Below are 25,780 nucleotides of genomic sequence, written 5' to 3'. Positions count from 1 at the left end.
CGCGCACAGCCCAACACGAAACTCAAACCGACAAGGCGCCATCCACCACCAGCAGCGCACCGCTGACGTAAGACGCCTCGTCGGACGCCAGGAACAGGGCGGCATTGGCTACATCCCAGCATGTTCCCTGCCGGCCCATGGGGCATCTGGCATCGCGGTCTTTCATGATGGCGTCGAACTCCTGCGGGTTTGCGTTCCCATACAGGACGCGTACATGGGGAGTGTCGATCAGGCCCGGCACCACGACGTTGCAACGAATCCGCTTTTCGGCGTATTGGCGCGCGATGATGCGAGACATATGGTTCAGCGCCGCCTTGGACGAGTTGTACGAGATATAGGCAAGACCACCCCATCGGAGGCTCGCCGTCGAGGAAATATTCACGATGGCCCCGCCTCCTTGTCTTTCCATGATGGGAATGACCTGCTTGCAGGCCAAAAACACGCTCTTGATGTTTACGTCGTGCACGTGGTCCCATGCTTCTTCCGGCGTTTCCACTGGACCGCCGCGATACTCTATGCCGACATTGTTATAGAGGATGTCGATCCGCCCATGCCGTTCCATGGTGGCCGCCACGGCGGCCGCCACGTCATCGCGCCTGCTCACATCGGCTCGCACCGCGATGGCCTCATAGCCCTCCAGGGCGAGTTGCGTGACCGTATCCCGTGCCGCCTCCAGCCGCACGTCGACCACCACCAAGCTCGCTCCCTGCCGCGCGAAGGTGAGCGCGGCGGCCTGGCCATTGCTGAAACCACTGCCCGCCAGGGTCGCGCCGCCGCCCATGAGCAGGCATACCTTGCCTTCGAGACGACCTTTCACTATGTTGTCCTCACTTTGTGCCGCATGGCGGAAGGAATGGAGCCGAGCGCACAATCACACCGTCGGAATCCGCGTAAACCCAGTCACCAGGCGTGAATAGCGCCGAGCCAAATGCGACTGGCACATTCAGCAGTCCTTCCATGCGCGCGGAGGCCTTGCGCACGGTGGTGCCTAACGCCTTGATTCCTATATCCAGATCGGCGAGCTGGTCGCTGTCGCGTATGCAGCCGAAGACGATCGCCCCCGCCCAACCGTGACGCAAAGCATTCGAAGCCATGGTCGCGCCCAACAACGCGTTGCGGGTAGGACCGCCTCCGTCAATGACCAGTATCCGGCCTGCGCCCGGCGCTTCGAGCAGCGAGAATGCATGGCGATGATCCTCGGTCACTTTCAACGTGAGGCACGGGCCGTAGAAAGTGCGGCGGCCACCATAATTCCGGAAGTCGATGGCGCATATGCGCGACGCATCGGGATCGGCATCGAAGATGTCGCTGGTATGCAGTTTCATGTCGATATGGGCCATCGTGCGCGGCTGTTTAGCGTAGATACGCGCCGCCGTTTACGTCCAGCGTCGCCCCGGTAACGTAGGTCGATAGATCGGATGCGAGAAAAAGGCAGGCTCCCGCCATTTCCTCCACGCTGCCGGCTCGTTGCAAAGGCCAGCCCGCTGCGGAAGCCTGCTTCTCTTCATCCGTCCGACCGCTACGGGAAAAGTCGGTGATGACGAGACCGGGCGCGATTGCATTCACGCGCACATTGTCTTTCCCCAATTCGACGGCCAGCGTACGAATCATGCCCAGGATGCCGGCTTTGCTGGCACAGTAATGCGCGCCTCCATACAGCCCACCCTGCTGCGCACCCAGCGAGGAAATGTGCACGAGACTCCCGCTGCGCTGCTCGCGCAGGGGCCCGATGACCGCTTGTGACAGATTGAACGCACCTTTCAGATTGATGGAGCAGACCAGATCGAAATCCGCCTGCTCGATCTCCATGAACGACCGCTTCTGCGTAATGCCCGCGAAATTGATGACGGCATCCATGCGGCCTGCCCCCAGGTCCCAATCGAGGGCTTGCGCGATCGCGTGCTGGCAGGAACTTATGTCCGTGACATCGATCCGCAAGCCCAACGCGGAGCGCCCGGGAAACGTTGACGTGGCCGCGTCCAACTCCGCCTGGTCTACATCGAGCAACACCAATTTCGCTCCGTGCTGATGGAATAGCCGCGCAGTCGCCAATCCCATGCCGCGTGCCCTGGCGGCGCCGCAAAGCACCACGGTGCGGCCCTCGAGCAGCCGGCCGGTCATGACCAGATCCTTGGGAAACATGGCCATGCCTCGCTTCAATCCACTCTGGCGCCCGAGGCCTGGACCACGGGTCGCCAGCGTTCGATCTCGGCTATCGCCAGTTTGCGCATCCCGTCCGGGGTACCCGGCATCGTCAAGGCCGCCAGATCTGCAAACGACTTCTGCGTGGACGGCATTGCCAGCGTTGCATTGAGCGCTGCGTTCAACCGCATTACGACAGGCACTGGCGTGCCCGCCGGGACGACCAGCCCATTCCATGTCGTGATGTCGAAACCCGGAAATCCCGATTCCGCCAATGTTGGAACGTCGGGCAGCTGTGGCATGCGCTGCGCGCTGGTCACGGCAAGCGCCCGCAGCTTGCCGCTTTGAATCAGCGCCACCGTGGAGGACGCCGCGTTGAACATGCACTGGACCTGTCCGCCAAGCAGGTCCGCCAGCGCCGGCGCCGCACCTTTGTAGGGGACATGCAGGATATTCAGCCCCGCCTGCGTCTTGAATATCTCCGCGGATAGATGGGTGGACGAGCCGGTGCCGGACGAGGCGAACGTGACGCCGCTCTTGGACTCCTTGGCGTAGCGGATCAGGTCCGCGACGCTATGGACAGGCAGACTCGCATTGACTACCAGCACATTCGGGGACCCGCCAAAAAGGCCGACGAACTCGAAATCCCTCACGGGGTCGTAGTTCAGCTTGGGATAGAGCGAGGCGTTGATGGCATTGGACGTGGAGTAGACATACAGCGTGTAGCCGTCGGGCCGCGAGCGTGCCGTCACCTCCGCGCCGATGTTGCTATTCGCGCCGGGGCGGTTTTCGACGATGACCGACACCCCCAGTTCCTTGCTCATACCTCCAGCCACGATACGGGCCATCGGATCCTGCGTTCCCCCCGCCGTATTGCCCACCACGATACGGATTGGCTGGCTGGGCCAATTGCCCTGGGCCTGCGCCGGCAGGTAGGCGACCGCAACGGTGCCAACGGACATTCTCAACATCCGGCGGCGTGACAACGCCTTATCGAACATGGTCTCACTCCACAATATTGACGAATCACAGTTCCTTTTTACAGAACCATTAGTTCCGCTCTAAGGAACTTTATGCGAGCCCAGTAGGAGCTGTCAATGCGTTTTTCAGTAGAATCCGCAACATGCCGCCCCGCCAGCCATACCAAGATGTGATCGACGACACCGGCCCTGACGGGTCCATGAAGGTCGTCATGCGACTCGCCAACGTGCTCAAGGCGATTGGCCGATATGCCCCGGACGGCGCCAGTTTTACCGATGTAGGCCGCGAGACCGAACTTGGCAAAAGCACAACGCACCGCCTGCTGGCCGCCCTCGCTGACGCCGGTCTGGTCTACCAAGACCTGGAAAGCAAACGCTACAGGTTGGGATCCACGATTGCACTGCTTGGCGCAAGCGCGCTTGCGCAGTCGTATGCGAGTGCGTGCCGGCGGGCGCTTGAGGAGGTCGCACGGGTCAGTGGCGACACCGTGTTCGCGTCAGTCGTCGAGGGCTCCGGCGCCGTATGCATCGCGCGGGAACTCGGCAGCTTTCCTATCCGTACGCTGGTGCTCAATGTGGGCGACCGTCGTCCTCTAGGTGTGGGCGCGGGCAGTCTGGCGCTGCTTTCCGCCATGGATGATGGAACGGTCGCCCGTATGCTGGAAAGAAACCGGAAGTGGCTCGGAGACTACCCCAGCTATTCGCTGGATGAAATCCTCGCCGATGTACAGGCCACGCGGTCGAACGGCTACGCTCTCATGCGCGGGAAGATCGTGCCGGCGATCTGGGCTATCGGCTGCGCGATACCGGACCGCGAGGGGCGGCCCGTCTGTGCGTTGAGCATCTCCGCCATTGCCGAACGCCTATCCGGAGACAGAGTCGAGGCAATGGCGAAGTTGTTGCGCGCGCAGGCCGTCGAAGTCGGCGCCTTGCTTGATTCGCTGAAGCCGTAACGCATGGTCGGCGGCGCGGGTAGTCGCCCGCGCCGATCACGGCTGCAGCTCAATTTCCCAGCGCACCCAATCGCCGCGATAGATCACATCCGCGTAGTACAGGATCAGCCCCTTGCCATCCAGGAACACGCGGGTCACGTTCACGACCGGACTGCCAGCTGACACGCGCAGCAGCCGTGCCGTCTCGGCATCCGCGATGCCAATGGACATGGACTGGTGGGCTCGCGCTGTCCGCTTCCCACAGCTGGCGGGCGAACTGTTCAAGCAGGCAAACGGACTCGGCACCACCCATATTCCCTACAGCGGGGGACCGGCGGCCATGACGGCAGATCGCATTGCCCGACAAGACCGTGCAGGCCAGCCCGGCGGCGCAAGGCGATGAGGTCTCGTACAGCACACCCCAAGACTTCGGCGCCTTCGTCGCGGCCGAAACGAAGAAATGGACGAAGGTGGTGAAGGACGCCGACCTGAAGATCGACTGAGTTTTGCTAGAACCGCATGGCCACCTTGAACAGCCCCGCCTGTTGCCGGTTGCCGCCGCCGAACTGCGCGTCGTAGCTGATCGCGGCGGTGGTGTTGCGCGTGATCGCCATCTCGATGCCCAGGCCGAGTACCGCGGCGTCGCGGGCGATCGGGACGCCCGCCACCGTGAAGGTGCTGCCGCCGTCGAAGGACAGGTCCTGCCTGGGCGTCACATCGCCCATGGCGTGGCGCCAACCCAGCGATGCGGTCAGGCGCCCCGGCGCGCGCTCGGATTCGAACTGCCATGAACCGCGCAGGCCCAGCGTGGTGCTCGTCACGTCGCTGTTATCCGCCGACCCGTGCAAGGCCGCCGTGCCGCCCGATTCATCGAAGGCGCGCGTGCGCAACTGGTTCCAGGCCACGCCCGCGAACGGTTCGATGGTGTAGGCGTCGCCCAGGGGCAGGTTGTAGCCCAATTCGCTGAACAGCTGCGTCGAAGAGGCGTGATAGGACGATTCCAGTTGCTGGTTCAGGGCGCCCGCCGCCACGTCGCGCTTGGTATCGATGTCGTGCCAGGTGTAGGCAGCGCCCGCGGTAAAGCGGAAATGGCCAGCGCCCGCCTGGAAGTTCCGCCCGCCGAACACCGTCGCCGTGTAGCTGTCGATGCTGCTGCGCGACGACACGTCGTCGATGGAACTGTGGCTGCCGATGTAGCCGACCGCGCCGCCCAGCCGCCAGCCGCCGCCGACCGCGCCGTCGCCGCCGACGAACAGCCCGCCATCGGATTGCCGCACACGGGACGCATTGCCGTCGCCCGAGAAGGTGCGCCAGTTGCCGAACACCTGTGCCCACACCGGCGATGCGCCGCTGCTTGGAAAGGCGTCGGCGGATGGCGCTCCCAATTGCGCCGTCGGCCGTCCCGCCACCGCCGGTGCGTCCAGGTTGCCACGCAGATGGGCCATCGGCAGCGTGCGCACGGTGTCGCCCAGGCCCTGCAACACGCTGGCGGTGCTGGCGTAGGCCTCACCGGAAAGCATGTTCAGGGCCGAACGCGCCTGTTCCGGCGTCATGGCGAGAACCGCCGCGGCGACCTGGCTGGCGCCAGTACCGGTGGCCGCGCCGGCCACCGAGCCCGCGGCGCCATTGCCGCCGCCCGGCACGCCGCCCACGCCGGCACCGCCATTCGCGCCACTTGCACCGCTGGCACCGGTGGCGCCACCAGTGCCGCCGCCGGCGCCGCCATTGCCCGCCGCTGGCGCCCCGTTACCGTTGGCCGGCGGCGCTTCGTTATCCAGCGCGCCGCCCACGCTGCCCTGGTTGCCCGTGTTGCCTACGCTGCCTATCGGTACGTCGTTGCGGGTCAACGTCATGAACGCATTCTTCGGGTCATAGCTCAGCGTCGGGGTCAGGAACGCGTAGTCGCTCGACACACCGGTGAACCGCCCCTGGATGCCCCCGTCCGCCGTCAGGATGTTGTACGTCGTGCGCGGCGCATAGTTGCCATTGGGCCCCACGTGCGCGACGGTACCGTCCAGGTAGGCGATGCCGGTCACGTGGATGTGATCGCTGGCGCTGCTGGCCGGATCCGCATGCACCCGATAGATGGTGTCCTGGCCGAAGGTAAGGTTGCCGTTGACCGTCAGCGTGCCGATCGGCGACGCGTCATTGCCGGGGGAGATGACCGCGGTGGGATATAGCGTGGTGCTGCCGACCTGGCCCACGCCGGCCAGCACGACCTCACGCCCGATGTCGATGGGGCCGTTCAGCTTGCCATTGATCTCCAGGGCGCCGTCGGCGATCAGGATGGGGCCGCTGAGCCCGCTGCTGTCGGCATTCAGGATGACCGACCCGGGGCCGGTCTTGACGAAACCGCTCGTGCCTTGCAGAGGATTGTCGATGGTGTCGACGAACTGGCCCGACGCGTAGGTGCCGTCACCCACCACGATCGCCGGTGGATTGCCGCCACTGGCGACCAGGGTGATGGGAGCGCCCTGCAGGCGGTATCGGTCGGTGGCGAACTGAATGCCCGACACGCGCACCGCTCCGGCACCGCCGTCGACCGTCACCAATCCCGCGGCGCCGGTGAAGATGGCGTACCCGCCATCGGGCAGCGCTCCCGTGGCGTTGGTGGGGCTGTTCCAGTTCGTGCTGGCGGCCGTCCACGTTCCATCGCCGCCGCCGGCACGGGTCGCGGACGCCACGCCATTGCCGTTCCAGAGATTGGTCGTGCTCGGACCCAGGATAAGGTTGATCTGCTTGTCGCCCGTCAGCGATTGAATGGTGGCGGCGGGCAGCGAATCGCCGCTGACGGTGCCCAGGGCCAGGCCGTTGCCGCTCAAGGTACCGCCGTACGACATGATCCGGTAATAGCCGGCGTTGACCCCCAGCGTATTCACCGAGACATTCAGCGTGGCGTTGTTGAGTGCGACGTTGCCGCCCACGGTGATGTTGTCGCCGGTTCCAGGCTGCGTAATCGGCAGCCCGGCATAGCCGGTTTCGAAGTCGAACGCGGCATTGCTGATGGACAGGTTGCCGTTGACGACCATATTCCCGTTGGACACCCCGGTCGGCGTACCCACGGGGTAGCCTGGCGCGACGCGCGCATTTCCCGTCAGGCTGAGATCGCCGTTCACCGCGCCGAAACCGCCGACGGTGGCGCCCGCGGTCGCGGCGACATTCCCGTCGAGGGTGGTGCCGGCGCCCGGACCGGTGCTGCCGATCACCAGGGTGCCGCCGTTGACGTCCACGCCCCCCGGAAAACTGGCGGAGCCATCGATGAGCCTGGTATCGGTCGGCCCCACGACCAGGTCGGCGGCCATGACGCCGCCGCAATACGTTGCGCTGAGCGCGAGCGTTGCCTTGAGCAACTTCTTCGTTTTAGCCATAGCTTCGGATTCCCCTTCTGGCGCATGCCGTCCGCAGGTTCCGGGACGGCGTTTCCGACTCCCACGAATGCGGATCCGCAAGGAAGAGCATTCGCAAAAAAAAACGCAATGTATACGCCTTTCGCGGTAATACCAAGCATTTAGTGAGTAGATACCATCCAGTTAGGCGAAGATACATACTAGATACCGTCATAAAGATGTAGAGTTGCCACTCCGGATACCATCCGCCCGCATACGCCTGGACAGCATCGAGCCTCACGCCGGCTTCCCGCATAGCGAGAAGACGGCGGGCGGGCTGCGCAAGGGCATACGCCGCTCGCGCAGGCATCCGGACCCGCCTCGCCGCAGCCGACGCTATCGTTTTCCCGAGAATTTATTGCTATCTGGGAAAAGCCCAGATTCTCCTTTGACCGCGTTTTGGCCGCGCCACTAGGATCGATTCAAGCGGTTGAACGGGCCCTTTCCCCACGTAGTTGCGGCGCGATCGGCCCCACCGTCCATCACATCCCAGTTTCGGAGTCGGCACATGGCGGAAGAGCTTCTGATCGATCAGGTCACCGATGTCACGCATGGCGTCTACCAGCCTTACGGCTGGCATCACTGGCCTGCTTACCCGTGGATGAGTTATCAGTTTCGTCGCGCGCTCGGCGAAACCCAGGAAGGCGGCGGCGCGGTGTCCGAGTGCTTCCTGGCGGCCAGCCGCATGGTGCCGGGCGACAAGGAAAGCTGGCATCGCGAATGGCAGCGCATTGCCGACTTCAACCAGGCCCGCGGCGATGGCGCTTACGCCAAAGGCCACATCCGCACCGCGATGAATTGCTGGCTGCGCGCCGCCAACTACTACCGCCATACCGAATTCTGGCTCGAATACTCGGACCCGCGCCGCCTGGTCGCCTTCACCAACATGGAGGAATGCTCGCGCAAGTTCATCGAGAACCTGAATCCAGCGGGCGAGGTCGTACACATTCCTTACGAGGACGGCAAGCCGCTTTACGCGTATTTCGTGCGGGCACCCTTTGACAACGGCAAGCAGCCCGTCCTGATCTGCATGGGCGGCCTGGATTCGATCAAGGACGAAATGTGGTTCATGCAGGCCCACGGCGCGCTGCAGCGTGGCATATCGGTCCTGATGATCGACGGTCCGGGCCAGGGCGGCACGCTGCGCCGGCACAAGATACCGACGCGGCCCGATTATGAAGTCCCGGTCGGCAAGTGCATCGACTACCTGCTGACGCGCCAGGATATCGATCCGGACCGGATAGCGGTCTGCGGGTCCTCGCTGGGTGGCTACTACGCCGCGCGCTCGGCCTGCTACGAGCACCGGCTGGCGGCGGCCATCTCGCATGGCGCGATCTGGTCCATCACGGAGCTGTGGGCCAATGCCAGGGAAGACCACGGGCTCGCGGACCACATCAAGACCGTGTTCGGCGCGAGTTCCATGAAAGAAGCGATGGAGAAGGCACGGCCTTTCGCGCTGGAAGGCCATCTCGACCACATGCGCTGCCCTTACCTGATCGTCCACGGCGGCCACGACGTGCTGGGCGTCGCCGCGGCGCGGAAGGTCGCCGATTATGCGAAGGCGAAGGGCGTCGATGTCACGCTGCGTTTCGTGACCGAGGACGAGACCGGTGCGGATCACTGCCAGCACGACAACCCGACCCTGGGCCAGGAACTGATGGCGGACTGGCTTGCCGACGTGTTCGGGATCGACGAGCGCGCGCTGCGCGAGTCGGCGATGCACCCGTTGATCTGAAGCCGTCACCGGCCGCGCCTCGCCGGCCGCACCTGGCCGCCCCCAAGGGAGAAATATCATGCAAAAACGCCATGCCGCGATAGCGATGTTCCTGATCCTGCTGCTGTCCTACGTGCTGAACGCCGTCGACCGCACCCTGTTCTCCGTCCTGGCCATCGAAGTGCGCAACGCGATGAATCTGTCGCTGCCGCAGGTGGGCCTGGCATCCACCCTGTTCACGCTTGGCATGGGGTTGGCCGCGATACCGACCGGTTATCTGCTGGGCGTACGCTCGCGCAGGTCCGTCGTGATCCTGGGCCTGCTGATCTTCTCCGTGGCCACGCTGATGACGGCCTACGCGCACGGACTGGCGGACCTGCTCGCCTACCGCTTCATTTCCGGATTGGGCGAAGCCATGCAGGCGACGGCCATCATCGCCATCGGCGCCAGCTATTTCTACAGGCACCGCGCGCTGGTCACCGGATCGGTGTCGTTCGGCTACGGCATCGGCGCCTTCCTGGGCCCGACCAGCACCGCCGCGCTGATGAACGCATACGACTGGAAGCAGCCGTTCGTCGTCTTCGGCATGATAGGCGCCGTCGCGATGGTGATGGTCTGGATGTGGGTCAAGCCTTGGTTCAGCGAGAGCCGCGAAAACGAGTCGCCGGCCAATACCGCGAACAACCGCGCCCCCTACGGCACCAACGAAACCATCTGGAACCCGACCACGGTCACGCTGGGGCTTGCCGCGATCTGCGCCGGCATCGCGGTGTATGGCTTCTCCGGCCTGTATCCCACCTATCTTCGCAACGCACTGGGCTACACGCCGGCGCAGGCGGCCTACGTCATGAGCGCCATCGGCATCGGCGGCTTTCTCGCGCCGCTCAGCGGCTGGCTGGGTGACCGGCTGGGCTATCACAAGGTGCTCTTCCTGGCGTTGCCGCTGGGCGCCCTGTCCGGGGGCATCGCCTTCACCGAACTGGATCGCTCGGTCTTCCTGCATGCCCTGGCCGCCGGCGTATTCGGCGTTTCGGTGCTGAGCCTGCTCTATTCCAACCTGTCCGCCATCATCATCGAATCCATGAGCCCGGCCAAGACGGCCCAGGGTTCGGGCATGTTCATCGCCAGCTACTACATCCCCGCCGCCTTCGCCGGCTATCTGCTCGCCGAACTGAAGGAAATTTTCGGCTGGACGGCGGCCGGCATCATCCAGACATCGGGTTTCGCGATCCTTTCCATGATCCTGGTGATGATCGCCACCACGATGCGCCGCAAGGCGGCGCGCCCGTCCACCGGCGTCGAGCTCGGCGCGGCAGGCGGACCGGCACATCGGCTCAAGGCATAGGCACCACTTACCCACAGGAGATCCGCAATGGCGAAAATCGACGATCAGGCGCTTGCTTCAGGCGGCCGGTCCCATGCCGAACGTATCGAGGGCGTCATGCCGGGCGGGGGAACCGTACCCTTGCGGCTGCCCGCGGGCGCCCTGAACCATCTTGACCGGAACCAGTACCTTTCCAACATGGAGGTCATCGACTTCTTTCCGTCGATCAAGCTGACGATCTTCGGCGACGAGCATTCCTGCATGTGGGCCAAGGGCCAGCGCCGCCTGATCGCCTTCGAAGGCGGCTGGGTCGACATCACGGATCCCCGGAAAGCGACGGTCATTCCGGAAGACAAGCTGTCGACCTTCCAAAGCTGCGTCTACAACGAAAAGCTCGGAAAATGGATACGCGTCGTCGCGCACCAGATGCCGCTGACGCCGGGCACGATGCAATACCCACGCGGCAAATACCACGAGGAATATGCCAACAAGGCAAAAAGCCACGCGGGCTTTCGGGGCATCAAGACGTATGACGTCACCAATCCCGAAAAGACGGTGCTGTTGAACGAGTTCGAAACGGGCAGCAGCGGCCATGGCGTGCACCTGCCCTTCTACGATGGCGGCAAATACGCCTACCTGGCCTGCGGCTGGGACGATCAGCTGCGCATGGAAAGCACGGAGCGCGTGTACAGCAACGGGCTGATGATCGTCGATATGTCCGACCCCGCCAAGGTCAAGGAGGTGTCGCGCTGGTGGGCGCCGGGCCAGCGGCTGGACGAGGAAGACTACTATCGCGCCACCTACCCCTTCGCCGGCGACCAGAGTTCCTGGACCTGCAATCGCACGCCCTGCATCGTCCCCGTCCGGGTCGAGGATGGCGGCACCGTGGGCTACGGCGGCTGGGGACATTTCGGCATGTACGTCCATGATCTCTCCGATATCCGCAATCCCAAGGTGTACGGCAAGGTCACGCATCCATTGGAGGCCATCGGCGGCATTCCCTATCACCACGTCGTGCCCGTCACCGCCGATCCGAAGCGCTATCCGCGATTGCAGAACCTGGTGATCGCCATCCCGGAGTCGCTGGAGTCCGACTGCCGCGAGCCCTTCCATACCAGCTATGTCGTCGACGTGAAGGACCCCGCCGATCCGCGCATCATCGGCCTCTTCCCGCGCCCCATGCCGCATCCGGACGCACCGTACAAGGATTTCGCGATGGCGCGCGGCCGGTTCAGTTCGCGCGTCATGCAGCACTGGATCGCGCCGGGCCAGGCGCGCCCGGACATCGTGGCGCTGTCCTACCTGAATGCCGGCCTGCGTCTTTTCGACATCTCCGACCCGACCGCGCCCAAGGAGGTCGCCTACTTCGTGCCGGCGCGCGACGGCGATATCCACGACTACATGAGCTGGCGCCGCGGCACGTCGGAAGCGGTCTTCATCGAATGGGATCGCAAATTGATCTGGCTGTCCACGCACGCCGGCCTGTACCTGCTGTCGGCGCCCTTCCTGGGCGAGCCGGTGCTCAAGCCCATGGCTGTCGAACAATGGTCGGTGCCGCACGTGAACGTGGGCTGGGAAGGCTAGCGCAACGAGGAACGCCGCAACCATGCAGATCGATATCCACAGCCACGTCATTCCCGATCGCATCGTCGCGGCGATCGCGGCCGACCCCGCGCGCTTCCAGGCGCGGATCGTGGGGGAAGGCGCTGCCCGCAAGATGGTCCATGACCAGGGCTACGTCTACCCCCTGTTCGATGAATTCCGCGTCGTCGAGGCCAAGCTCGCGGCGATGGACCGCAAGGGCATCGATATCTCCGTGATCTCGCCCGCGCCGCCGATGTTCTATTACTGGGCGGACGCCGATCTGGCGCTGCACGTCGCCAGCCTGGTCAATGACGGCGTCGCCGATATGGTGGCGCGCAAGCCCGACCGGCTGCGCGCCATGGCCACCGTACCGATGCAGCATCCCGATGCCGCGGTGGCCGAACTCGAGCGGGTCGTGCGGGAATACGGTTTCAAGGCGGTGGAGATCGGCACCTCCATCGAAGGCGCCCAGCTTGCCGAGGAGCGCTTCCGGCCCTTGTTGCGACGCGCTTCCGAACTGGGCGTGTTCGTATTCGCACACCCGTACTACGTCGGCGCCAAGAACGGCCTGGAAAACTACTACCTGACGAACCTGATCGGCAATCCGCTGGACACCACCGTCATGCTGGCCAACCTGATGTTCTCGGGCCGCCTGGACGAACTGCCGGACCTGCGCATCGTGCTGGCCCATGGCGGCGGCTTCGCGCCCTACCAGATAGGCCGGCTGGTGCACGGCCACGCGGTGCGCGCCGAAACGCACGGCGCCAGCAGATCGTCACCCAAGGATTTGTTGAAGCGCATTTACTTCGACAGCCTGGTGTTCGATCCGCAGGCGCTGCGTTATCTTATCGATCTGGTCGGCGCCGATCATGTCTGCATCGGCACCGATGCGCCCTTCGACATGGCCGATGACCATCCCACGGCCACCCTGGACGCGGTGCCTCGCATGACGCCCTTGGAGCGCCAGTGCGTGTGCTGCGGTACGGCGTTGAAGCTGCTGCGCGAAGCGTGACACGTCGCATCCGGCATGGCGTGTGCGCCGCATCGAAGCGGGAGGTGTATCGTGGCAGTCGCCACATCGACGTCGCAAACGGTAGGCCGGGCCATCCAGTTGATCCGGCTGGTCGCATCGAGCAAATCGCACAACCTGCGCCTGATCGATATCGCCGAAATGGCCTCGCTGGACAAGTCCACGGCGCATCGGCTGCTGCAACGGCTGGTGCAGGAACGCATGCTGGCGCGCGATCCGGGCCGGCGCGGCTACCGGCTGGGACCGCTGCTGCACGAACTGGGCCTGGGCGCCCTGCCGGAAACCAATGTGGAAGAAGCCGCCGAGCCCGCCTTGCGGCAACTGGCCCGCACGACTGGCGACATGGCTTTCCTGAGCGGACGCAGCGGACTCGAAATCGTCTGCCTGCGGCGGATTGCCGGCAACTTCGAGATCCAGACCCTGGCCCGCAACGTGGGTGACAGGCACCCCTTGGGCATAGGCGCCGCCGGCCTGGCGATCCTGGCCGCGATGAACGATAACGATGCCGACGTCGCCATCGGGGCCATCGCCCCGCAACTGGGCCGCTACTGCCTGACGGAAGCTGTCTTGCGCGATCGGATCATGCAGACCCGCCGCCGCGGCTACGCGCTGGACGAGGGCAGCGCCGCGCTGGACATCGTGGCGCTGGGCCGGGTGGTGCGCAACCGCGGCGGCGTCCCCAGCGCGGCGGTTTTCGTCGCGTCCATCAGCAGCCGTATGACGGAGATGCGCCAGCGCATGGTGGACAGGCACGTCCTGGAATGCGTCGCCGCGATCGAAGCCGCGCTTATCCGCTAGAACATCGAGCCGGGGCATCGGGCCGGCGTGTCGGCCGGGAACGACGCCCGCGCATGCGGCCGTCCGGCGGCGACTCAGCCATCGTGTTCGTCCTGCCAGGGGATGAATCGCCCTCGCAGCGCCACCAGCAACCTGTCCAGCACGACCCCGGACAGCAGCATCAATACGATGCAGACGAACACCGTGGGCGTTTCGAAGAAACGCTGCGCATACATCAACACCGCGCCCAGTCCGCCACCGCCGGCTACCATTTCCGCCGTATAGGCCGTGATCAGGGCTACCGGCACGGTAACGCGTATCCCGCTGAAGATCGCAGGCACGGCCGCGGGCAGGACGATGCGCCACAGCACACGGCGCGGCGTGGTGCCCATGGCCTGGGCCGACCACAGCATGACCGGCGGCACGGAAATCGCGCCTTCGTACGCGGCGATGATCATGGGAAAGATGCAGGTGAACGCCACCAGCAGCACCTTGGACAGGCTGTCTATGCCGAACCAAAGGATGAAGATAGGCATGAACGCTATCTTCGGCGCCGGAAAGGCCACCGCCACCAATGGGTCCAGCACATGCCGGACCCAGCGGATGCGCGCCATGCCCACCCCCAGGGCGATGCCGGCGGCAACCGCCAGCAGCAGTCCCAGGAAGGCGCGATACAGGCTCAGCAGCACCGGCTGCACGACATCCTGGGAGGACAGCAAGGCCAGGAACTGGCGCACCACCGCCATGGGCGATGGCAGGAACATGGGACGCGCCCCTCCCCACTCCGTCATCGCGAACCAGGCCGCGATGACCAGCGCGAAAGGATAGAGCCCGAGCAGCCCCCGGCACAGGCGGCGCAGCACCCCACATGCGCGGCGGAACAGGCGCGCGGAGGCGCCGGCGTCGACGCCCTCGGCCATCGCGGAACGCTTCGAGCCGGCCATCATGCGGCCTCCCGAGCATGCGAGGATTCATGCCACCGCAACAGGCGCCCGGTCAGCAACACCATCAGCCTGTCCATGGCATACGCCAGGATCACGATGGCCAGTATCCCGGCGAACATGTAGGCATAGGATCCATTCTCGCCATACTGGAACACCAGCTTGCCGATACCCGACTTGGCGGCGATCATCTCGGCCGACAGCGTCAGCACCCAGGAAAAGCCCAGCGCGATGCGCACGCCGGTCAGGATATGCGGCGCGCTGGCCGGCAGCAGTACCCGCGCCAGGATCCGGTGGAAGGGCGTCCCGAAGGCGCGAGCGCTCCACACCAGGGTCGGTGGAACGGCCTTGACGCCATGATAGGTGTTGACCACCACCGGCAGCAGGCTGGACAGGAACACGGTCAGCATATTGGTCATGTCACCCACGCCGAACCACAGCACGAATAGCGGGACCAGGGCCGCCTTGGGCAGGGAATAGGTCGCGGCGACCAGCGGTCCGAAAAAGCCGTTCGCGCGGCGCGAAGTCGCCATCAGCAATCCCAGCACCACGCCGGCCGCGGAGCCCAGCACCAATCCGCCCAATGCCCGATACGCGGATATCGACAGGTCGCGCCAGATCTCGCCTTCGCTCACCAATTGGCAGAAGGCGGCCACCACCTGATGCGCGGGCGGCAGGAAGGACGGGTTTACCAGGCCCGCGACAACGACGCCTTCCCAGAGCAGCAGCAGGCCCAGCAGCGGCAGGGCGCGGCGCAGATGCAGCGCGGCCGCGGTCATGCGGGCTCCGCTTCCGCCACTGCCTGTCGGCGCACCGACAGCCAAACCTTGTTGCGCAAGGCATTGAAGGCGTCGGACAGCATCAGCGCCTCACGGCCCTGGGAATGATCCAGATCGACACCGAACTCTTCCACCAGCGTGCCGGGGCGGCGGCTCATCACCATGATGCGGCTGGACAGGTATACCGCCTCGCTGACGTCATGGGTGATCATGATGACGGTGGTCGAGGTGGCCTGCCAGAGGCGCAGCAGCTCGTCCTGCAGGCCTTCGCGGGTTTGCGCATCCAGGGCGCCGAGGGGTTCGTCGAGCAGGAGTATGCGCGGCCCGCAGGCCAGCGTGCGGGCGATGGCCACGCGCTGCTTCATGCCGCCGGAAAGCTCCTTGGGATAGCGGTTTTCAAAGCCGGCAAGCCCGATCAGGTTGACGTAATGCCGTACGATGCGCTCGCGCTCCGACGGCGGCTTGCCGGCCTCTTTCAGCCCGTATTCGATGTTGCCCGCCACGGTCAACCAGGGGAACAGCGCGTACTCCTGGAACACCACGCCGCGGTCCACGCCGGGGCCGGTCACGCGCTTGCCGGCCGCCTCGATGGTGCCCTCCCCGGCTTGCAGGAAACCGCCGATCAGGTACAGCAGCGTGCTCTTGCCGCAACCCGACGGGCCAACGATGGAAACGAACTCGCCTTCGCGTATCGACAGGTTCACATCGCGCAGCGCCATGACGTCGCCATGGCGCGAGCCGTAGCGCTTGGAAAGATTCCTGACCGCAATGAAGCTCATGACCCGCAGGTTCCCGGCAGCAGGCTGGGGTCCAGGTAGTCGGCGATCTTCAAGGGCTTGGGTATCAGGCCTTGTTCCACCATCGCGTCCACCGGACGCTGGATCAGGTCGGCATTGACGCAGGCATTGCGGTCGCGATAGTAGTCCTTGCTGGTCATGAAATACGAATCCAGCAGTTCGGGCGGCGACTTGGTGAATGCCGCCGTCAGCGCGATCGCCTGCTTGCGGTTGGCCGGATCGTAGAACCACTGCAGCCCGCGCACATAATCGGCCAGGAAGGCGGAAACCGCGGCGCGGTTGGACTTGATGAAGTCGCGCGTCGCCACCTGGAAGATCGGCGCATAGGAGCCAAAGGCATCGCCGCCGTTGAACAACGCCCGCAGGCCACCCTTGGCGGTTTCATTGACCATGAAAGGAATCACCAGCACGCCGCAGTCGACGCGCTTTTCACGCAACGCCGCGCCGATGTTGGGAAAGGCGACCTCGACGATTTCCACGTCCTTGCGGGCATCCAGGCCGCTCTTCTTCAAGCGCACGCGCAGCCCGAGGTCCACCGCGGAACCATATGCGTTCACACCGATGCGCTTGCCGCGCAGGTCTTCCACTTTGTGTATTGGCGAACCGTCGAGCACGAAGAACGTATTCGCGGCATAGCCCGGCTTGGCGTCCTGGTAGTTGTCCGCCACGATGGACAAACCGTTCGGCACCGCGCCTTTCAGCATCAGCGTCGCGAAAACGGAAAACGACAGCGTGGCCATGTTGGCCTGGCCCGCCGCCAGCAGGGTGGCGGCCTCGGGCGTGCCGCGCGTATAGGTCATGTCGACCACGTAGGCCTTGCCGTACTGCCGCAGCACGTTCTTCTGCATCCAGTCCAGGAAGATCACGGTCTCCATTTCATTGGGACCGATGCCGCCGCCCGTGGCGTAGCGAATCTTCACCGGCGCGGCCTGGGCGGCCACCCAGGCCGGCAAGCCCAGCGTCGCGCCCGCGACGGCCGTCGCGCCAGCGCGCAACAGGGCGCGCCGGGACCGCATGATTCCACTGTTGTTTCCGCTCATCGTCGTTTTTCCCTTGTATCGTGTTTTTTTGTCCGTGGCGCTTATGCCGCGGACGGTGCCAGGACCGCCATCGCTTCTATCTCAACCATGAAATCAGGATGGGACAGGCGCGTCACCTCGACGGTGGTACTGGTGGGCAGGCTGGTCCCCAGGTACTCGTGGCGGGCGTCGACATGGCGGAAGAACTCGTCGATCTTCGTGGTGTAGGTCGCCGTGCGCACCAGGTCGTCCAAGGTCGCGCCCACCGACGACAAGGCACTCTTCAGGTTGGCGCCGACCTGGTGTATCTGCGCTGCCATATCGCCAGCCCCGACGATGTCGCCGTCGGCGTTGCGCGCCAGCAGGCCCGAGACGAAAACCAGCTTGTAGCCGCCGATATCCACCGAAACCACCGGCGAATAAAGCGTTCTTCCCCCGACGATGCGCTTGGACAGGCCGTCCGGAAACACATTGGCGCGCATGAAAATCTCCGTATTGGTGCGCCAGGCACTGATCCAGTGCGGCGCGGGTCGCCGCGCACGGCGGCATGGATGGCGTGTGGAAATTCTAGGGTCGCGTGGCGGCTGCGATAAGCCGTCCAGCAGGAATTTGTCTTTTTCCATTCATTGACGAATCGGAGCGCCATTCGTAACCTTTGGTGGAGCTGAACGCCGCTCGCCCCCCTTCGCCGATCGCCATCGCGTATAAGCCTGTATGCACAACCCCATCGACATGATCGTGTTCGCCAAGGTCGTCGAATACGAGAGTTTTTCGGCCGCCGCGCAGCATTTGCAGATGTCCGCGTCCGCGGTCAGCAAGCACGTCTCGCGCCTGGAGCAGTCGCTGGGCGTACGCCTGCTGAATCGCACCACCCGGCGCCTGAGCCTGACCGAAGTGGGCGAAGCCGTTTTCGCCCACTGCGCCCGCATGTCCAGGGAAGCGGAAGCCGGCGAACTCGTGGCCGGCCATTTCGCGGCGGAGGCCCGCGGCCTGCTGCGCATCGGCGCGGCATCGGCGTTCGGCCGCCTGTACGTCGCACCGGCCATTCCGGAATTCCTGCATCTGCACCCCCATCTATCCATCGAACTGACGATGAGCGATCGCCTGGCGGATTTCGTCAAGGAACGCTTCGACCTGGCCATCGGCGCGGACGTGATACCCGGCGCGAACCTGGTGGCCCGCAAGCTTGCCGACGTACGCTGGGTGGTCTGCGCGACCGACGAATATCTGGCGCGCCACGGCGTGCCGCGCACGCCCGCCGACCTGGAGGCGCACAACTGCGTGTTCTACCGATCGTCGGTAACATCGGGCGAGGTATGGCGCTTCCGCGCCGGCACGGCCGAGTTCGCCATATCCGTCCGCGGCCGCTACCTGGTCAACGACAGCGAGGCCGTCTACCGCGCCACGCTCGCGGGCATGGGAGTGGGTTTGATGCCGACCTTCGCCATCGGCGCCGATGTCATGGAGGGCAGGCTGCGGGTACTGCTAAGCGACTACGAGGCCCTGGGCACCTTCGGTTCCCACGTGTGGCTGCACTACGTGGCCGGGCCTTTCGTATCGCCCAAGATACGCGCATGCGTCGACTACTTCGCCGAACGCTTTCGCCATGACCTGTATTGGGACAAGCTGGAGTTGACGGCGGCGAGCTGATTCACGCCTGGCCGGGCTGGGTCCTTGCGACATTCCATCCCATCCCGTTGTAGAAGTGGTAGCGCGCGATGCCGATGAATTCATGCAGTGCGAAGTCCGCCAGGGTGAAATTGAAGGACAGCGGCAGCCACGACCTGACGGCCTGCGGGTAGTCGGCCCGTACCGGCACCGGCGCGATGCCGAAATGCGCGAAGTACATCAGGCTGCGCCGCAGATGCAGGGCCGATGAAACCAGCACCACGCGGTTGGCCCGGTAATCGGCCAGCATGGCACTGGTGAACTGCGCGTTCTGCCAGGTGTTCCTGCTTTCGGCTTCGGCCAGGATGTCCGAAGCCGGAATGCCGACGTCCACCAGCGCGGCCCGGTAAACCGAGGCTTCCGGCATGCCGTGGTACTGGGGATCGCCGCCGCTCACGATGATCTTGCAGTCCGCCTGCGTCGCGCGGCAGCCGCGATACAGCATGGCGGCCTCGACCAGGCGCGGGTAGGCGAAAAAACCGGGCTCGACACCTGGCGAGCCGGGTATAAGCGCGGTGCCGGCGCCCAGCAGGACGATGGCGTTGCGCTCCGCCCACTGCACCATGGGCCGCGTTGCGTAGGCGGATTGCAGTTGCCCGAGCAGCCAGGCTGGCACGGGCCCGCAGCCGACCGCCAGGAACAGGACGGCCGCGATGCCGTAGCCAGCCTGGCCCGCGCGACGCCAGCCCAGGCATAGGAACAAGGTGGCGATCGCGACGATCCCGACGAAGACGATAAGCGTCATTTGCGTTCAGCGTGACGTAAAGGTGGACCCGGGGCGTGGGCAGCCAAGGCGCCAGAGTGCCGCCCGCGCGGGACAGATTCATCATGCAGTGGGAACGCATGCTGACAGAACCATGAACCGCTTGCAATCACTGCTCAGCATTTTGACAAGGCACGGGGCTATGGCGAGAATCCTGGCTGCCCGCCGCCCCCGTCAACTTGCAGCAACGATCTGTGAACCCGCACAGCAATTTCCGCGTCATCGCCGTGGTGGTCGCCACGACGCTATTCATGCAGAACATCGACAGCACCGCCATCGCGACGGCGCTCCCGGCGATGGCCCGCGATATGAACGTCAATCCGGTGCACCTGAGCGCGGCGATCACATCCTATCTGGTGGCAATGACCGTTTTCATCCCGGTCAGCGGCTGGGTGGCGGACCGCTTCGGCGCCAAGCGGATTTTCATGTGCGCGATCTTCCTGTTCACCGCGGCATCCTGTTGCTGCGCGCTGTCCAATGGCCTGGGCGGCCTGGTCATCGCCCGCATCGTGCAGGGCGCCAGCGGCGCGATGATGGTGCCGGTCGGCAGGCTGGTGCTGCTGCGCGGCGTGCGCCGGGAAGATCTGCTGTCCGCGACCACCTGGCTGTCCATGCCGGCGATGGTCGGACCGGTGATCGGTCCGCCCCTGGGCGGTTTCCTGACCGATACGTTTTCCTGGCGCAGCATCTTCTGGATCAACCTGCCGATCGGCGTACTCGGCCTGGCCCTGGTCTGGCGCCTGATTCCGCCTTCGGAAACCGAGCGTCCGCCCAGGCTGGACATACCGGGAATGACCTTGATGGGCATCGCCATCAGCGTCTTCATGATAGGCGTGGAGACCGTCGGACGCGGCATCGTGGCGCCGCAGCTGCCCTGGCTGGCGATTGCCGTCGGCCTGCTGTTCTTCTGCCTGACGGTGTGGCATTGCAGGCGCGCGCCGAATCCGGCGATCGATTTTTCGCTGCTGACCATTCCCACCTTCAGGGCAGCCACGGCGGCCGGCAGCCTGTTCCGCGCGGGCGCCGGCGCCCTGCCCTTCATGGTGCCGCTGACGCTGCAGCTGGGCTTCGGCCTGTCGGCGTCGCGCAGCGGCATGCTGACGCTGGCCAGCGCCGTAGGCGCTTTCTGCATGCGCCCCATGGCGCAGTTTTTCCTGCAGCGCTTTCGGGTGCGCAACATCCTGCTGGGCGGATGCTATGCCTTCACCGCAACGCTGCTGGTTTGCGCGACGCTGACGTCCAGTTGGCCGGAGAGCGCCATTTTCGTGTTGCTGCTGTGCGGCGGCCTGGCGCGTTCGCTGAACTTCGCCTGCATGAATGCATTGACGTACGCGGATATCCCGCCGGCGAAGCTTTCCGCCGCGACGTCGTTTTCCGGCACGGCCCAGCATCTGCCGCGCGCCGCCGGCGTCGCGGTGGCGGCGGGCGTCATGCAGCTGTCCATGCTGATCGCCGGCCGCGACCATCCGGAACATTGGGACTTTGCCTGGTCCTTCATCGCGATCGGCGCGGTGGTGCTGGCGTCAACGCCGGGCTATGCCGCGCTGGCACCGGAAGCCGGCGCCGGGATTTCGCGGGGACGGTCGCGCAAGGTCGCATGATCGACGGCCCGGGGCATGCCCGCGCCCGCTACCACCTGGCCACTTCGATGATGGCGTCGGCGAACTCGCGCGGCGCCTCCTGCGGCAGGTTATGGCCGATGTCGCCGGGCAGGTCGATGTGCTTGTACTTGCCCGTGAATTTGTTCGCGTAGGCGGCGGGCGGCGGATGCGGCGCGCCGTTGGCCGCGCCTTCCATGGTGATGGTGGGCACCGCGATGGCCGGCAGGCCGGCCAGCCGCTTTTCCAGCGCATCGTATTGCGGCTCGCCTTCGGCCAGGCCCAGCCGCCAGCGGTAATTGTGGATCGTGATGGCGGCATGGTCGGGATTCGCCAGGGACGCGGCGGACCGTTCGAAGGTCGCATCGTCGAAGCGCCATCTGGGCGATGCGGTCTTCCAGATCAGTTTCGCGAAATCGTGCCAGTTCTTTTCATAGCCGAGGCGGCCGCGTTCCGTGGAGAAATAGAACTGATACCACCATGCCAACTCCGCGTCCGGCGCCAGCGGCGCCTGGTTTGCCGCCTGCGTGCCGATCAGGTAACCGCTGACGGACACCATGGCCTTGCAACGCTCCGGCCACAACGCGGCGATGACGTTCGCGGTGCGCGCGCCCCAGTCATAACCGCCGATGACCGCACGGCGGATCTGCAGCGCATTCATCAACGCGATGATGTCGGCCGCGACCGCCGTCTGCTGCGCGGTCCGCCGCGTCTGTTCGGACAGGAAACGCGTGGTGCCGTAGCCTCGCAGATGGGGGACGATGACGCGATAGCCCTTGGCCGCCAGCATGGGCGCGACGTCGGCATAGCTGTGGATGTCGTAGGGCCAGCCGTGCAGCAGTATCACCACCTGGCCATCGGCGGGACCCGCCTCGGCGTAGCCGATGTTCAGCGGTCCCGCGTCGACCTGCCGGATCACCGGAAATGCGGCGACGGCGCGGGCGGCCTTGCCAGTGGGGGCAGGCGCAGGTTCATCCCCGGGCTGGCCGACGGGCGGCGCGGCGTCGGCGTGGGCCAGCCCGGCCATGGCCAGCTCGACGGCGCCGATACCGGCGGCGGCTGTCCCGAGGAAACGGCGGCGGCGTTTATTGATCTGGTCCGGCATCGGTGGCTCTCCTGTGCGAGGTGTTCGGGGGTGCGTGGTACGGATTGCACGCATTTCACCGGACCGATGTATCGGGCATTTTTTCGATTTGGGCCTGGGCGGTATCGCCGTGTACCGGCCCCGGGCATCCGTATACAGTGCGATACATTGCGCCTTGGACAGCCGCTAAGATGTGGCGGGTGGCCCGCCGGTCGATGGCGATGCCCGACACGAGCGAGCGCGGGAGGATAAACGCATGCACCCTATGACGGCGTTCCGCCGGCCCGGCCCGGGCCCGGCCTGGCGCAAACTGCTGGCAACGGCCACGCTGGCCGTTTCGGCCGCCCTGGGCACCGGCGGCGCATCATGGGCCCAGCCGGTCAACTGGAAGGAAGCCATGGTGTGCGGCGCGGATCCGCGCCGCCCTGACGCACAAGCCGACCTTACCCAACGGTACGTGATCACGCCGCGGGGGCCCATCGCCTATTACCGGTTCGGCCAGGGCAGTCCCATCGTGCTGGTCACGGGCTACCGCGCCACCATCGCCAATTGGAACGCGTACTTCCTGGGCGAACTGGCCAGGCGGCATGAGGTCATCGTGTTCGACAACCGTGGCATAGGCGGGTCGGGGCCGGCCGCCGGCGACTACGGTATCGAGGATCTGGCACGCGATACGTCGACCTTGATGCAGACGCTCAAGTTGCGGGACGTCACGATGCTGGGATGGTCGATGGGCGGCATGATCGTCCAGACCCTGCTGGCCCGGCAGCCGGAACAGGTGCGCAATGCGGTGCTGATGAATACGGCGCCCCCCGGACCGGCGGGCGCCCCGGTGCCGGAACAGGACATGCGCGTCCTGTCCGGCGGACCCGGCGTCACATTCTCGCAGGTGATGGCAGTGCTGTTCCCCGCGAATGTCCGCGAACAGGCGGACCGTTGCTTCGCGCGCGACATGTTCCGTCCGGCCGACTATGGCCCGGTCAGCGTTCCGGCCCAGGTCACCCGGTCGCAGCAGGCCATCCTGCGAGCGTGGACCGTGGACAAGCGGGCCTTTGCCGCGCTGGACCATATCGGCGTCCCGACGCTGGTGGCCTATGCGAAGGACGATGCCATCCTGGCGCCCCGCAACGGCGACGCCTTGCTGCAGGCGCTGCCCGGCTCCACGGCGCTGGAAGTGGACGACGCCGGCCACGCGATGATGTACCAGTACCCACGCGCGCTGGCGCGCCGCATCGGCGAATTCGCCGAAACAGGCCGCTAGTTCGGCTGTATGCCGGCGTCCGCCGCGACCTTCTGCCACAGGGGGATTTCTTCGGCGATGCGGGCGGCGAAGGCCTTGGACGTGCTGCTGACCGGGTTGATGGACATGCCTTCCACCCGCTTGCGGACGTCGGCGTCGTCCATGATGGTTTTCATCGAAGCCTCGAGCTTCCGGACCACGGCGGGCGGGGTGCCGGCCGGGACGAACAGGCCGCTCCACAGCTCCACGTTCATGTCGATGCCGAGTTCCTTCATCGTGGGCGTGTCGGGCAGGAAAGCGGTCCGGCTCGGCGACGTCACCGCCAGCGGCCGCACCCGGCCGCCGGCAATGCCCTGCATGGCGGGTCCGGAATCGGCCAGCGTCATCGTGGCGTCGCCCGTGCTGACGGCCATCACGGATTCGTAGCTGCCCTTATAGGGGATGTATTCGAACTGCGTGTCCGTACGGCGCTTGAACAGCTCGGTGATCAGTTGGAACGAGGCCGAACTGGCGCTGTAGTTCGATTTGCCGGGATGGCCTTTGGCATACTCGACCAAGGCGGGCAGGGACCCGGTGTCCGGGTTGGACTTCTGCGTCAGCAGCACCAGCGGGAACGTGCCTACCAGGGATACCGGCGTCAGGTCCTTCTGCGGATCGTAGGGCAGTTTCTTGTACAGCGAAGGATTGAAGGAAATCGGGCCGCTCGCGCCCATCAGCAACGTGTAGCCATCCGGCTTGGCCTTGGCCACGAAGTTCGCGCCGATGATGGAGCCCGCCCCCGGCTTGTTTTCCACGATGACCGGCTGCTTCAGCAGGGTGGACATTTTTTCCGCCACGACGCGGGCCAGCAGATCGTTGGCTCCACCCGTGCTATAGCCGACCACGATGGTGATCGGCTTGGATGGATAGGTGTCGTCGGCGTGGGCGCAGGTCGCGGCCAGCATGCCCGCCAGGGCCAGCACGCGCAAGCCGCGCTCGGGGATAAGCGTCATGATTCATGTCTCCAGTGTTTTATAGGGTTTTGTTATCTCGCGGGCGGCGGCGCCTTGTTTTCCACGGCGTCGTCCACGGTGTGATTCACGTTGTCGTCCAGCTGGATCGCGCGCGCCAGCTCCAATCCCTTGACCAGGCGATAGACGGTGCGGCATGCCGTCACGTCGACGCCCAGCCGGTCGCCCTCGCGGACGACGAACCCGGTCAATTCCTCGATTTCCGTGGGCGCGCCCCGCGCGATGTCCAGGGCCATGGACCCCGCATGGCGCGTGATCGGGCGCTCGCCGGCACGCGTCTGCTTGACCAGCTGCATGGGATCGAAGGCAAGCCGGCCGCCCAGCGCGGCCACCACATTCATGCATTCGCGAGCCAGATCGTCGATCAGGTCGCGCACCTGCGGCACCTCATACCGGGCGCGGTTCACCCCCAGCAGCAAGGCGCCGACGGGGTTCATCACCGCGTTGAATATGAACTTGGACCAGACCGCGTCCATGGGATCGGCGATCGCCTGCGCGGGCATGCCGGCCTCGCTCAAGAGGCGCGCCAGCCAGTCGCAGTCCTCCACTGCGCCACGCATGGGACCGATCCACGTCGTATTGCCGCGGATCAGGTGTTCGACCCGGCCCGGCCCCAGGTAACGGCCGGCGTCGAGCGTGATGCCGCGCGCCACCGGCGCATCGCTGCCGTCCTGCAGGGTCTCGCTGTTACCCATGCCGTTCTGCAGCGTGACCAGCAGCGGCGTGCCGGACAGGACGGCCCGCAGGGCCGACCATGCTGCGCCCGTCTGACCGGACTTGGTCAGGAAGATCAGCGCATCGAAGGACTCGCCGGCAAGCTCATCCGCCGACATGACTGCGCGCAAGGGCACAGTGCGCGGCTCGGGTCCTTCCACACGCAAGCCCTGCCCGCGTATCGCCTGGACATGGTCCGCATTGACGTCCAGCGCGGTCACGTCCGCCACGGCGGCCAGGTGGGCGGCAAAGATGCCGCCCATGGCGCCGCACCCCACGATCAGTATGCGCCGCATGG

The 25,780-nt window shown here is 65.3% G+C and carries 25 protein-coding genes; 10 read left to right on the top strand and 15 right to left on the bottom strand.

Annotated elements, in window-relative coordinates; genetic code table 11:
• Positions 1-22: 22 nt before the first annotated feature.
• The 4 genes from CAL12_RS05940 to CAL12_RS05925 are packed head-to-tail and all read right to left on the bottom strand — an operon-like array spanning position 23 to position 3,143.
• On the bottom strand, positions 23-817 hold the full coding sequence (locus CAL12_RS05940) for an SDR family NAD(P)-dependent oxidoreductase (protein WP_086063649.1): 795 nt from the start codon (positions 815-817) through the stop codon (positions 23-25).
• 10 nt (positions 818-827) lie between these two features.
• Positions 828-1,325, bottom strand: a complete 498-nt coding sequence (rraA, locus tag CAL12_RS05935) for a ribonuclease E activity regulator RraA (protein WP_086067699.1) — start codon at positions 1,323-1,325, stop codon at positions 828-830.
• A gap of 28 nt (positions 1,326-1,353) precedes the next feature.
• Positions 1,354-2,148, bottom strand: a complete 795-nt coding sequence (locus CAL12_RS05930) for an SDR family NAD(P)-dependent oxidoreductase (protein WP_198298386.1) — start codon at positions 2,146-2,148, stop codon at positions 1,354-1,356.
• Between the two features lie 8 nt (positions 2,149-2,156).
• The gene (locus tag CAL12_RS05925; protein WP_086063648.1) at positions 2,157-3,143 is read right to left on the bottom strand and encodes a Bug family tripartite tricarboxylate transporter substrate binding protein; all 987 of its coding nucleotides are present in this window, start codon (positions 3,141-3,143) and stop codon (positions 2,157-2,159) included.
• A 179-nt stretch (positions 3,144-3,322) separates the two neighbouring features.
• Between CAL12_RS05925 and CAL12_RS05920 the strand changes: the two genes are divergently transcribed.
• On the top strand, positions 3,323-4,075 hold the full coding sequence (locus tag CAL12_RS05920) for an IclR family transcriptional regulator (protein ID WP_198298385.1): 753 nt from the start codon (positions 3,323-3,325) through the stop codon (positions 4,073-4,075).
• Between the two features lie 36 nt (positions 4,076-4,111).
• Here CAL12_RS05920 and CAL12_RS05915 read toward each other — a convergent pair whose 3' ends face one another.
• Positions 4,112-4,360: a UTRA domain-containing protein gene (locus tag CAL12_RS05915; protein ID WP_269768426.1), complete on the bottom strand. Its 249-nt coding sequence runs from the start codon at positions 4,358-4,360 to the stop codon at positions 4,112-4,114.
• A 50-nt stretch (positions 4,361-4,410) separates the two neighbouring features.
• Here CAL12_RS05915 and CAL12_RS28020 point away from each other — a divergent pair, with 50 nt between their 5' ends.
• Positions 4,411-4,557 (top strand): hypothetical protein, encoded by a 147-nt coding sequence (locus tag CAL12_RS28020; protein ID WP_157792899.1) that lies wholly within the window; start codon positions 4,411-4,413, stop codon positions 4,555-4,557.
• Positions 4,558-4,563: 6 nt separating this feature from the next.
• Here the strand turns inward: CAL12_RS28020 and CAL12_RS05910 are convergent, their stop codons facing one another.
• Positions 4,564-7,422, bottom strand: a complete 2,859-nt coding sequence (locus tag CAL12_RS05910; protein ID WP_086063645.1) for an autotransporter family protein — start codon at positions 7,420-7,422, stop codon at positions 4,564-4,566.
• Positions 7,423-7,948: 526 nt separating this feature from the next.
• On the opposite strand from CAL12_RS05910, the gene CAL12_RS05905 reads away from it, so the two are divergent.
• The 5 genes from CAL12_RS05905 to CAL12_RS05885 are packed head-to-tail and all read left to right on the top strand — an operon-like array spanning position 7,949 to position 13,890.
• Positions 7,949-9,175 (top strand): alpha/beta hydrolase family protein, encoded by a 1,227-nt coding sequence (locus CAL12_RS05905; protein WP_086063644.1) that lies wholly within the window; start codon positions 7,949-7,951, stop codon positions 9,173-9,175.
• A gap of 58 nt (positions 9,176-9,233) precedes the next feature.
• Positions 9,234-10,499, top strand: a complete 1,266-nt coding sequence (locus CAL12_RS05900; protein WP_086063643.1) for an MFS transporter — start codon at positions 9,234-9,236, stop codon at positions 10,497-10,499.
• A 27-nt stretch (positions 10,500-10,526) separates the two neighbouring features.
• The gene (locus CAL12_RS05895) at positions 10,527-12,062 is read left to right on the top strand and encodes an LVIVD repeat-containing protein (protein ID WP_086063642.1); all 1,536 of its coding nucleotides are present in this window, start codon (positions 10,527-10,529) and stop codon (positions 12,060-12,062) included.
• A gap of 22 nt (positions 12,063-12,084) precedes the next feature.
• On the top strand, positions 12,085-13,074 hold the full coding sequence (locus tag CAL12_RS05890) for an amidohydrolase family protein (protein ID WP_086063641.1): 990 nt from the start codon (positions 12,085-12,087) through the stop codon (positions 13,072-13,074).
• 51 nt (positions 13,075-13,125) lie between these two features.
• Positions 13,126-13,890 (top strand): IclR family transcriptional regulator, encoded by a 765-nt coding sequence (locus CAL12_RS05885; protein ID WP_198298384.1) that lies wholly within the window; start codon positions 13,126-13,128, stop codon positions 13,888-13,890.
• 74 nt (positions 13,891-13,964) lie between these two features.
• On the opposite strand, the gene CAL12_RS05880 is transcribed toward CAL12_RS05885, so the two are convergent.
• The 5 genes from CAL12_RS05880 to CAL12_RS05860 are packed head-to-tail and all read right to left on the bottom strand — an operon-like array spanning position 13,965 to position 17,887.
• Entirely contained in the window at positions 13,965-14,816 is an 852-nt protein-coding gene (locus tag CAL12_RS05880; protein ID WP_086063639.1) for an ABC transporter permease, read from the bottom strand.
• Entirely contained in the window at positions 14,813-15,589 is a 777-nt protein-coding gene (locus CAL12_RS05875) for an ABC transporter permease (RefSeq protein ID WP_086063638.1), read from the bottom strand. The genes CAL12_RS05880 and CAL12_RS05875 overlap by 4 nt, the downstream gene beginning before the upstream one ends.
• Positions 15,586-16,368, bottom strand: coding sequence for an ABC transporter ATP-binding protein (locus CAL12_RS05870; RefSeq protein ID WP_086063637.1), 783 nt, complete (start codon positions 16,366-16,368; stop codon positions 15,586-15,588). The genes CAL12_RS05875 and CAL12_RS05870 overlap by 4 nt, the downstream gene beginning before the upstream one ends.
• Positions 16,365-17,426, bottom strand: coding sequence for an ABC transporter substrate-binding protein (locus CAL12_RS05865; RefSeq protein WP_086063636.1), 1,062 nt, complete (start codon positions 17,424-17,426; stop codon positions 16,365-16,367). The genes CAL12_RS05870 and CAL12_RS05865 overlap by 4 nt, the downstream gene beginning before the upstream one ends.
• Positions 17,427-17,467: 41 nt before the next feature.
• Positions 17,468-17,887 (bottom strand): RidA family protein, encoded by a 420-nt coding sequence (locus CAL12_RS05860; RefSeq protein WP_157792898.1) that lies wholly within the window; start codon positions 17,885-17,887, stop codon positions 17,468-17,470.
• A 232-nt stretch (positions 17,888-18,119) separates the two neighbouring features.
• Between CAL12_RS05860 and CAL12_RS05855 the strand changes: the two genes are divergently transcribed.
• Positions 18,120-19,055: a LysR family transcriptional regulator gene (locus CAL12_RS05855; protein WP_086063634.1), complete on the top strand. Its 936-nt coding sequence runs from the start codon at positions 18,120-18,122 to the stop codon at positions 19,053-19,055.
• A gap of 1 nt (position 19,056) precedes the next feature.
• On the opposite strand, the gene CAL12_RS05850 is transcribed toward CAL12_RS05855, so the two are convergent.
• A complete protein-coding gene (locus CAL12_RS05850) occupies positions 19,057-19,818 on the bottom strand; it encodes a YdcF family protein (protein WP_086063633.1) in 762 nt (253 codons plus the stop codon).
• 269 nt (positions 19,819-20,087) lie between these two features.
• On the opposite strand from CAL12_RS05850, the gene CAL12_RS05845 reads away from it, so the two are divergent.
• Entirely contained in the window at positions 20,088-21,437 is a 1,350-nt protein-coding gene (locus CAL12_RS05845) for an MFS transporter (RefSeq protein ID WP_086067697.1), read from the top strand.
• A 28-nt stretch (positions 21,438-21,465) separates the two neighbouring features.
• Here the strand turns inward: CAL12_RS05845 and CAL12_RS05840 are convergent, their stop codons facing one another.
• Positions 21,466-22,539 (bottom strand): alpha/beta fold hydrolase, encoded by a 1,074-nt coding sequence (locus CAL12_RS05840; protein WP_086063632.1) that lies wholly within the window; start codon positions 22,537-22,539, stop codon positions 21,466-21,468.
• Between the two features lie 235 nt (positions 22,540-22,774).
• On the opposite strand from CAL12_RS05840, the gene CAL12_RS05835 reads away from it, so the two are divergent.
• Positions 22,775-23,779, top strand: coding sequence for an alpha/beta fold hydrolase (locus CAL12_RS05835; protein WP_086063631.1), 1,005 nt, complete (start codon positions 22,775-22,777; stop codon positions 23,777-23,779).
• Here CAL12_RS05835 and CAL12_RS05830 read toward each other — a convergent pair.
• Both CAL12_RS05830 and CAL12_RS05825 read right to left on the bottom strand, forming a co-directional pair.
• Positions 23,776-24,750 (bottom strand): Bug family tripartite tricarboxylate transporter substrate binding protein, encoded by a 975-nt coding sequence (locus CAL12_RS05830; RefSeq protein ID WP_086063630.1) that lies wholly within the window; start codon positions 24,748-24,750, stop codon positions 23,776-23,778. The two genes, CAL12_RS05835 and CAL12_RS05830, sit on opposite strands and share 4 nt — an antisense overlap.
• 32 nt (positions 24,751-24,782) lie before the next feature.
• Positions 24,783-25,778, bottom strand: coding sequence for a ketopantoate reductase family protein (locus CAL12_RS05825; protein WP_157792897.1), 996 nt, complete (start codon positions 25,776-25,778; stop codon positions 24,783-24,785).
• Positions 25,779-25,780: the final 2 nt, after the last annotated feature.

Source organism: Bordetella genomosp. 8 (assembly GCF_002119685.1).
Lineage (GTDB): Bacteria > Pseudomonadota > Gammaproteobacteria > Burkholderiales > Burkholderiaceae_B > Bordetella_C.
The sequence above is the reverse complement of the archived record's forward strand: the minus strand, read 5'-3'. Positions and strand labels throughout refer to the sequence as shown.

What these genes read in the sequence shown, in the direction of transcription:
- CAL12_RS05925 (WP_086063648.1), bottom strand. Translation starts at nt 3,143, where the DNA reads ATGTTCGATAAGGCGTTGTCACGCCGCCGGATGTTGAGAATGTCCGTT.
- CAL12_RS05900 (WP_086063643.1), top strand. Translation starts at nt 9,234, where the DNA reads ATGCAAAAACGCCATGCCGCGATAGCGATGTTCCTGATCCTGCTGCTG.
- CAL12_RS05880 (WP_086063639.1), bottom strand. Translation starts at nt 14,816, where the DNA reads ATGATGGCCGGCTCGAAGCGTTCCGCGATGGCCGAGGGCGTCGACGCC.
- CAL12_RS05865 (WP_086063636.1), bottom strand. Translation starts at nt 17,426, where the DNA reads ATGAGCGGAAACAACAGTGGAATCATGCGGTCCCGGCGCGCCCTGTTG.
- CAL12_RS05890 (WP_086063641.1), top strand. Translation starts at nt 12,085, where the DNA reads ATGCAGATCGATATCCACAGCCACGTCATTCCCGATCGCATCGTCGCG.
- CAL12_RS05835 (WP_086063631.1), top strand. Translation starts at nt 22,775, where the DNA reads ATGCACCCTATGACGGCGTTCCGCCGGCCCGGCCCGGGCCCGGCCTGG.
- CAL12_RS05860 (WP_157792898.1), bottom strand. Translation starts at nt 17,887, where the DNA reads ATGCGCGCCAATGTGTTTCCGGACGGCCTGTCCAAGCGCATCGTCGGG.
- CAL12_RS05895 (WP_086063642.1), top strand. Translation starts at nt 10,527, where the DNA reads ATGGCGAAAATCGACGATCAGGCGCTTGCTTCAGGCGGCCGGTCCCAT.
- CAL12_RS05850 (WP_086063633.1), bottom strand. Translation starts at nt 19,818, where the DNA reads ATGACGCTTATCGTCTTCGTCGGGATCGTCGCGATCGCCACCTTGTTC.
- CAL12_RS05905 (WP_086063644.1), top strand. Translation starts at nt 7,949, where the DNA reads ATGGCGGAAGAGCTTCTGATCGATCAGGTCACCGATGTCACGCATGGC.
- CAL12_RS05825 (WP_157792897.1), bottom strand. Translation starts at nt 25,778, where the DNA reads ATGCGGCGCATACTGATCGTGGGGTGCGGCGCCATGGGCGGCATCTTT.
- rraA (WP_086067699.1), bottom strand. Translation starts at nt 1,325, where the DNA reads ATGAAACTGCATACCAGCGACATCTTCGATGCCGATCCCGATGCGTCG.
- CAL12_RS05875 (WP_086063638.1), bottom strand. Translation starts at nt 15,589, where the DNA reads ATGACCGCGGCCGCGCTGCATCTGCGCCGCGCCCTGCCGCTGCTGGGC.
- CAL12_RS05830 (WP_086063630.1), bottom strand. Translation starts at nt 24,750, where the DNA reads ATGACGCTTATCCCCGAGCGCGGCTTGCGCGTGCTGGCCCTGGCGGGC.
- CAL12_RS05930 (WP_198298386.1), bottom strand. Translation starts at nt 2,148, where the DNA reads ATGGCCATGTTTCCCAAGGATCTGGTCATGACCGGCCGGCTGCTCGAG.
- CAL12_RS05910 (WP_086063645.1), bottom strand. Translation starts at nt 7,422, where the DNA reads ATGGCTAAAACGAAGAAGTTGCTCAAGGCAACGCTCGCGCTCAGCGCA.
- CAL12_RS05920 (WP_198298385.1), top strand. Translation starts at nt 3,323, where the DNA reads ATGAAGGTCGTCATGCGACTCGCCAACGTGCTCAAGGCGATTGGCCGA.
- CAL12_RS05840 (WP_086063632.1), bottom strand. Translation starts at nt 22,539, where the DNA reads ATGCCGGACCAGATCAATAAACGCCGCCGCCGTTTCCTCGGGACAGCC.
- CAL12_RS05870 (WP_086063637.1), bottom strand. Translation starts at nt 16,368, where the DNA reads ATGAGCTTCATTGCGGTCAGGAATCTTTCCAAGCGCTACGGCTCGCGC.
- CAL12_RS05845 (WP_086067697.1), top strand. Translation starts at nt 20,088, where the DNA reads ATGCAGAACATCGACAGCACCGCCATCGCGACGGCGCTCCCGGCGATG.
- CAL12_RS05855 (WP_086063634.1), top strand. Translation starts at nt 18,120, where the DNA reads ATGCACAACCCCATCGACATGATCGTGTTCGCCAAGGTCGTCGAATAC.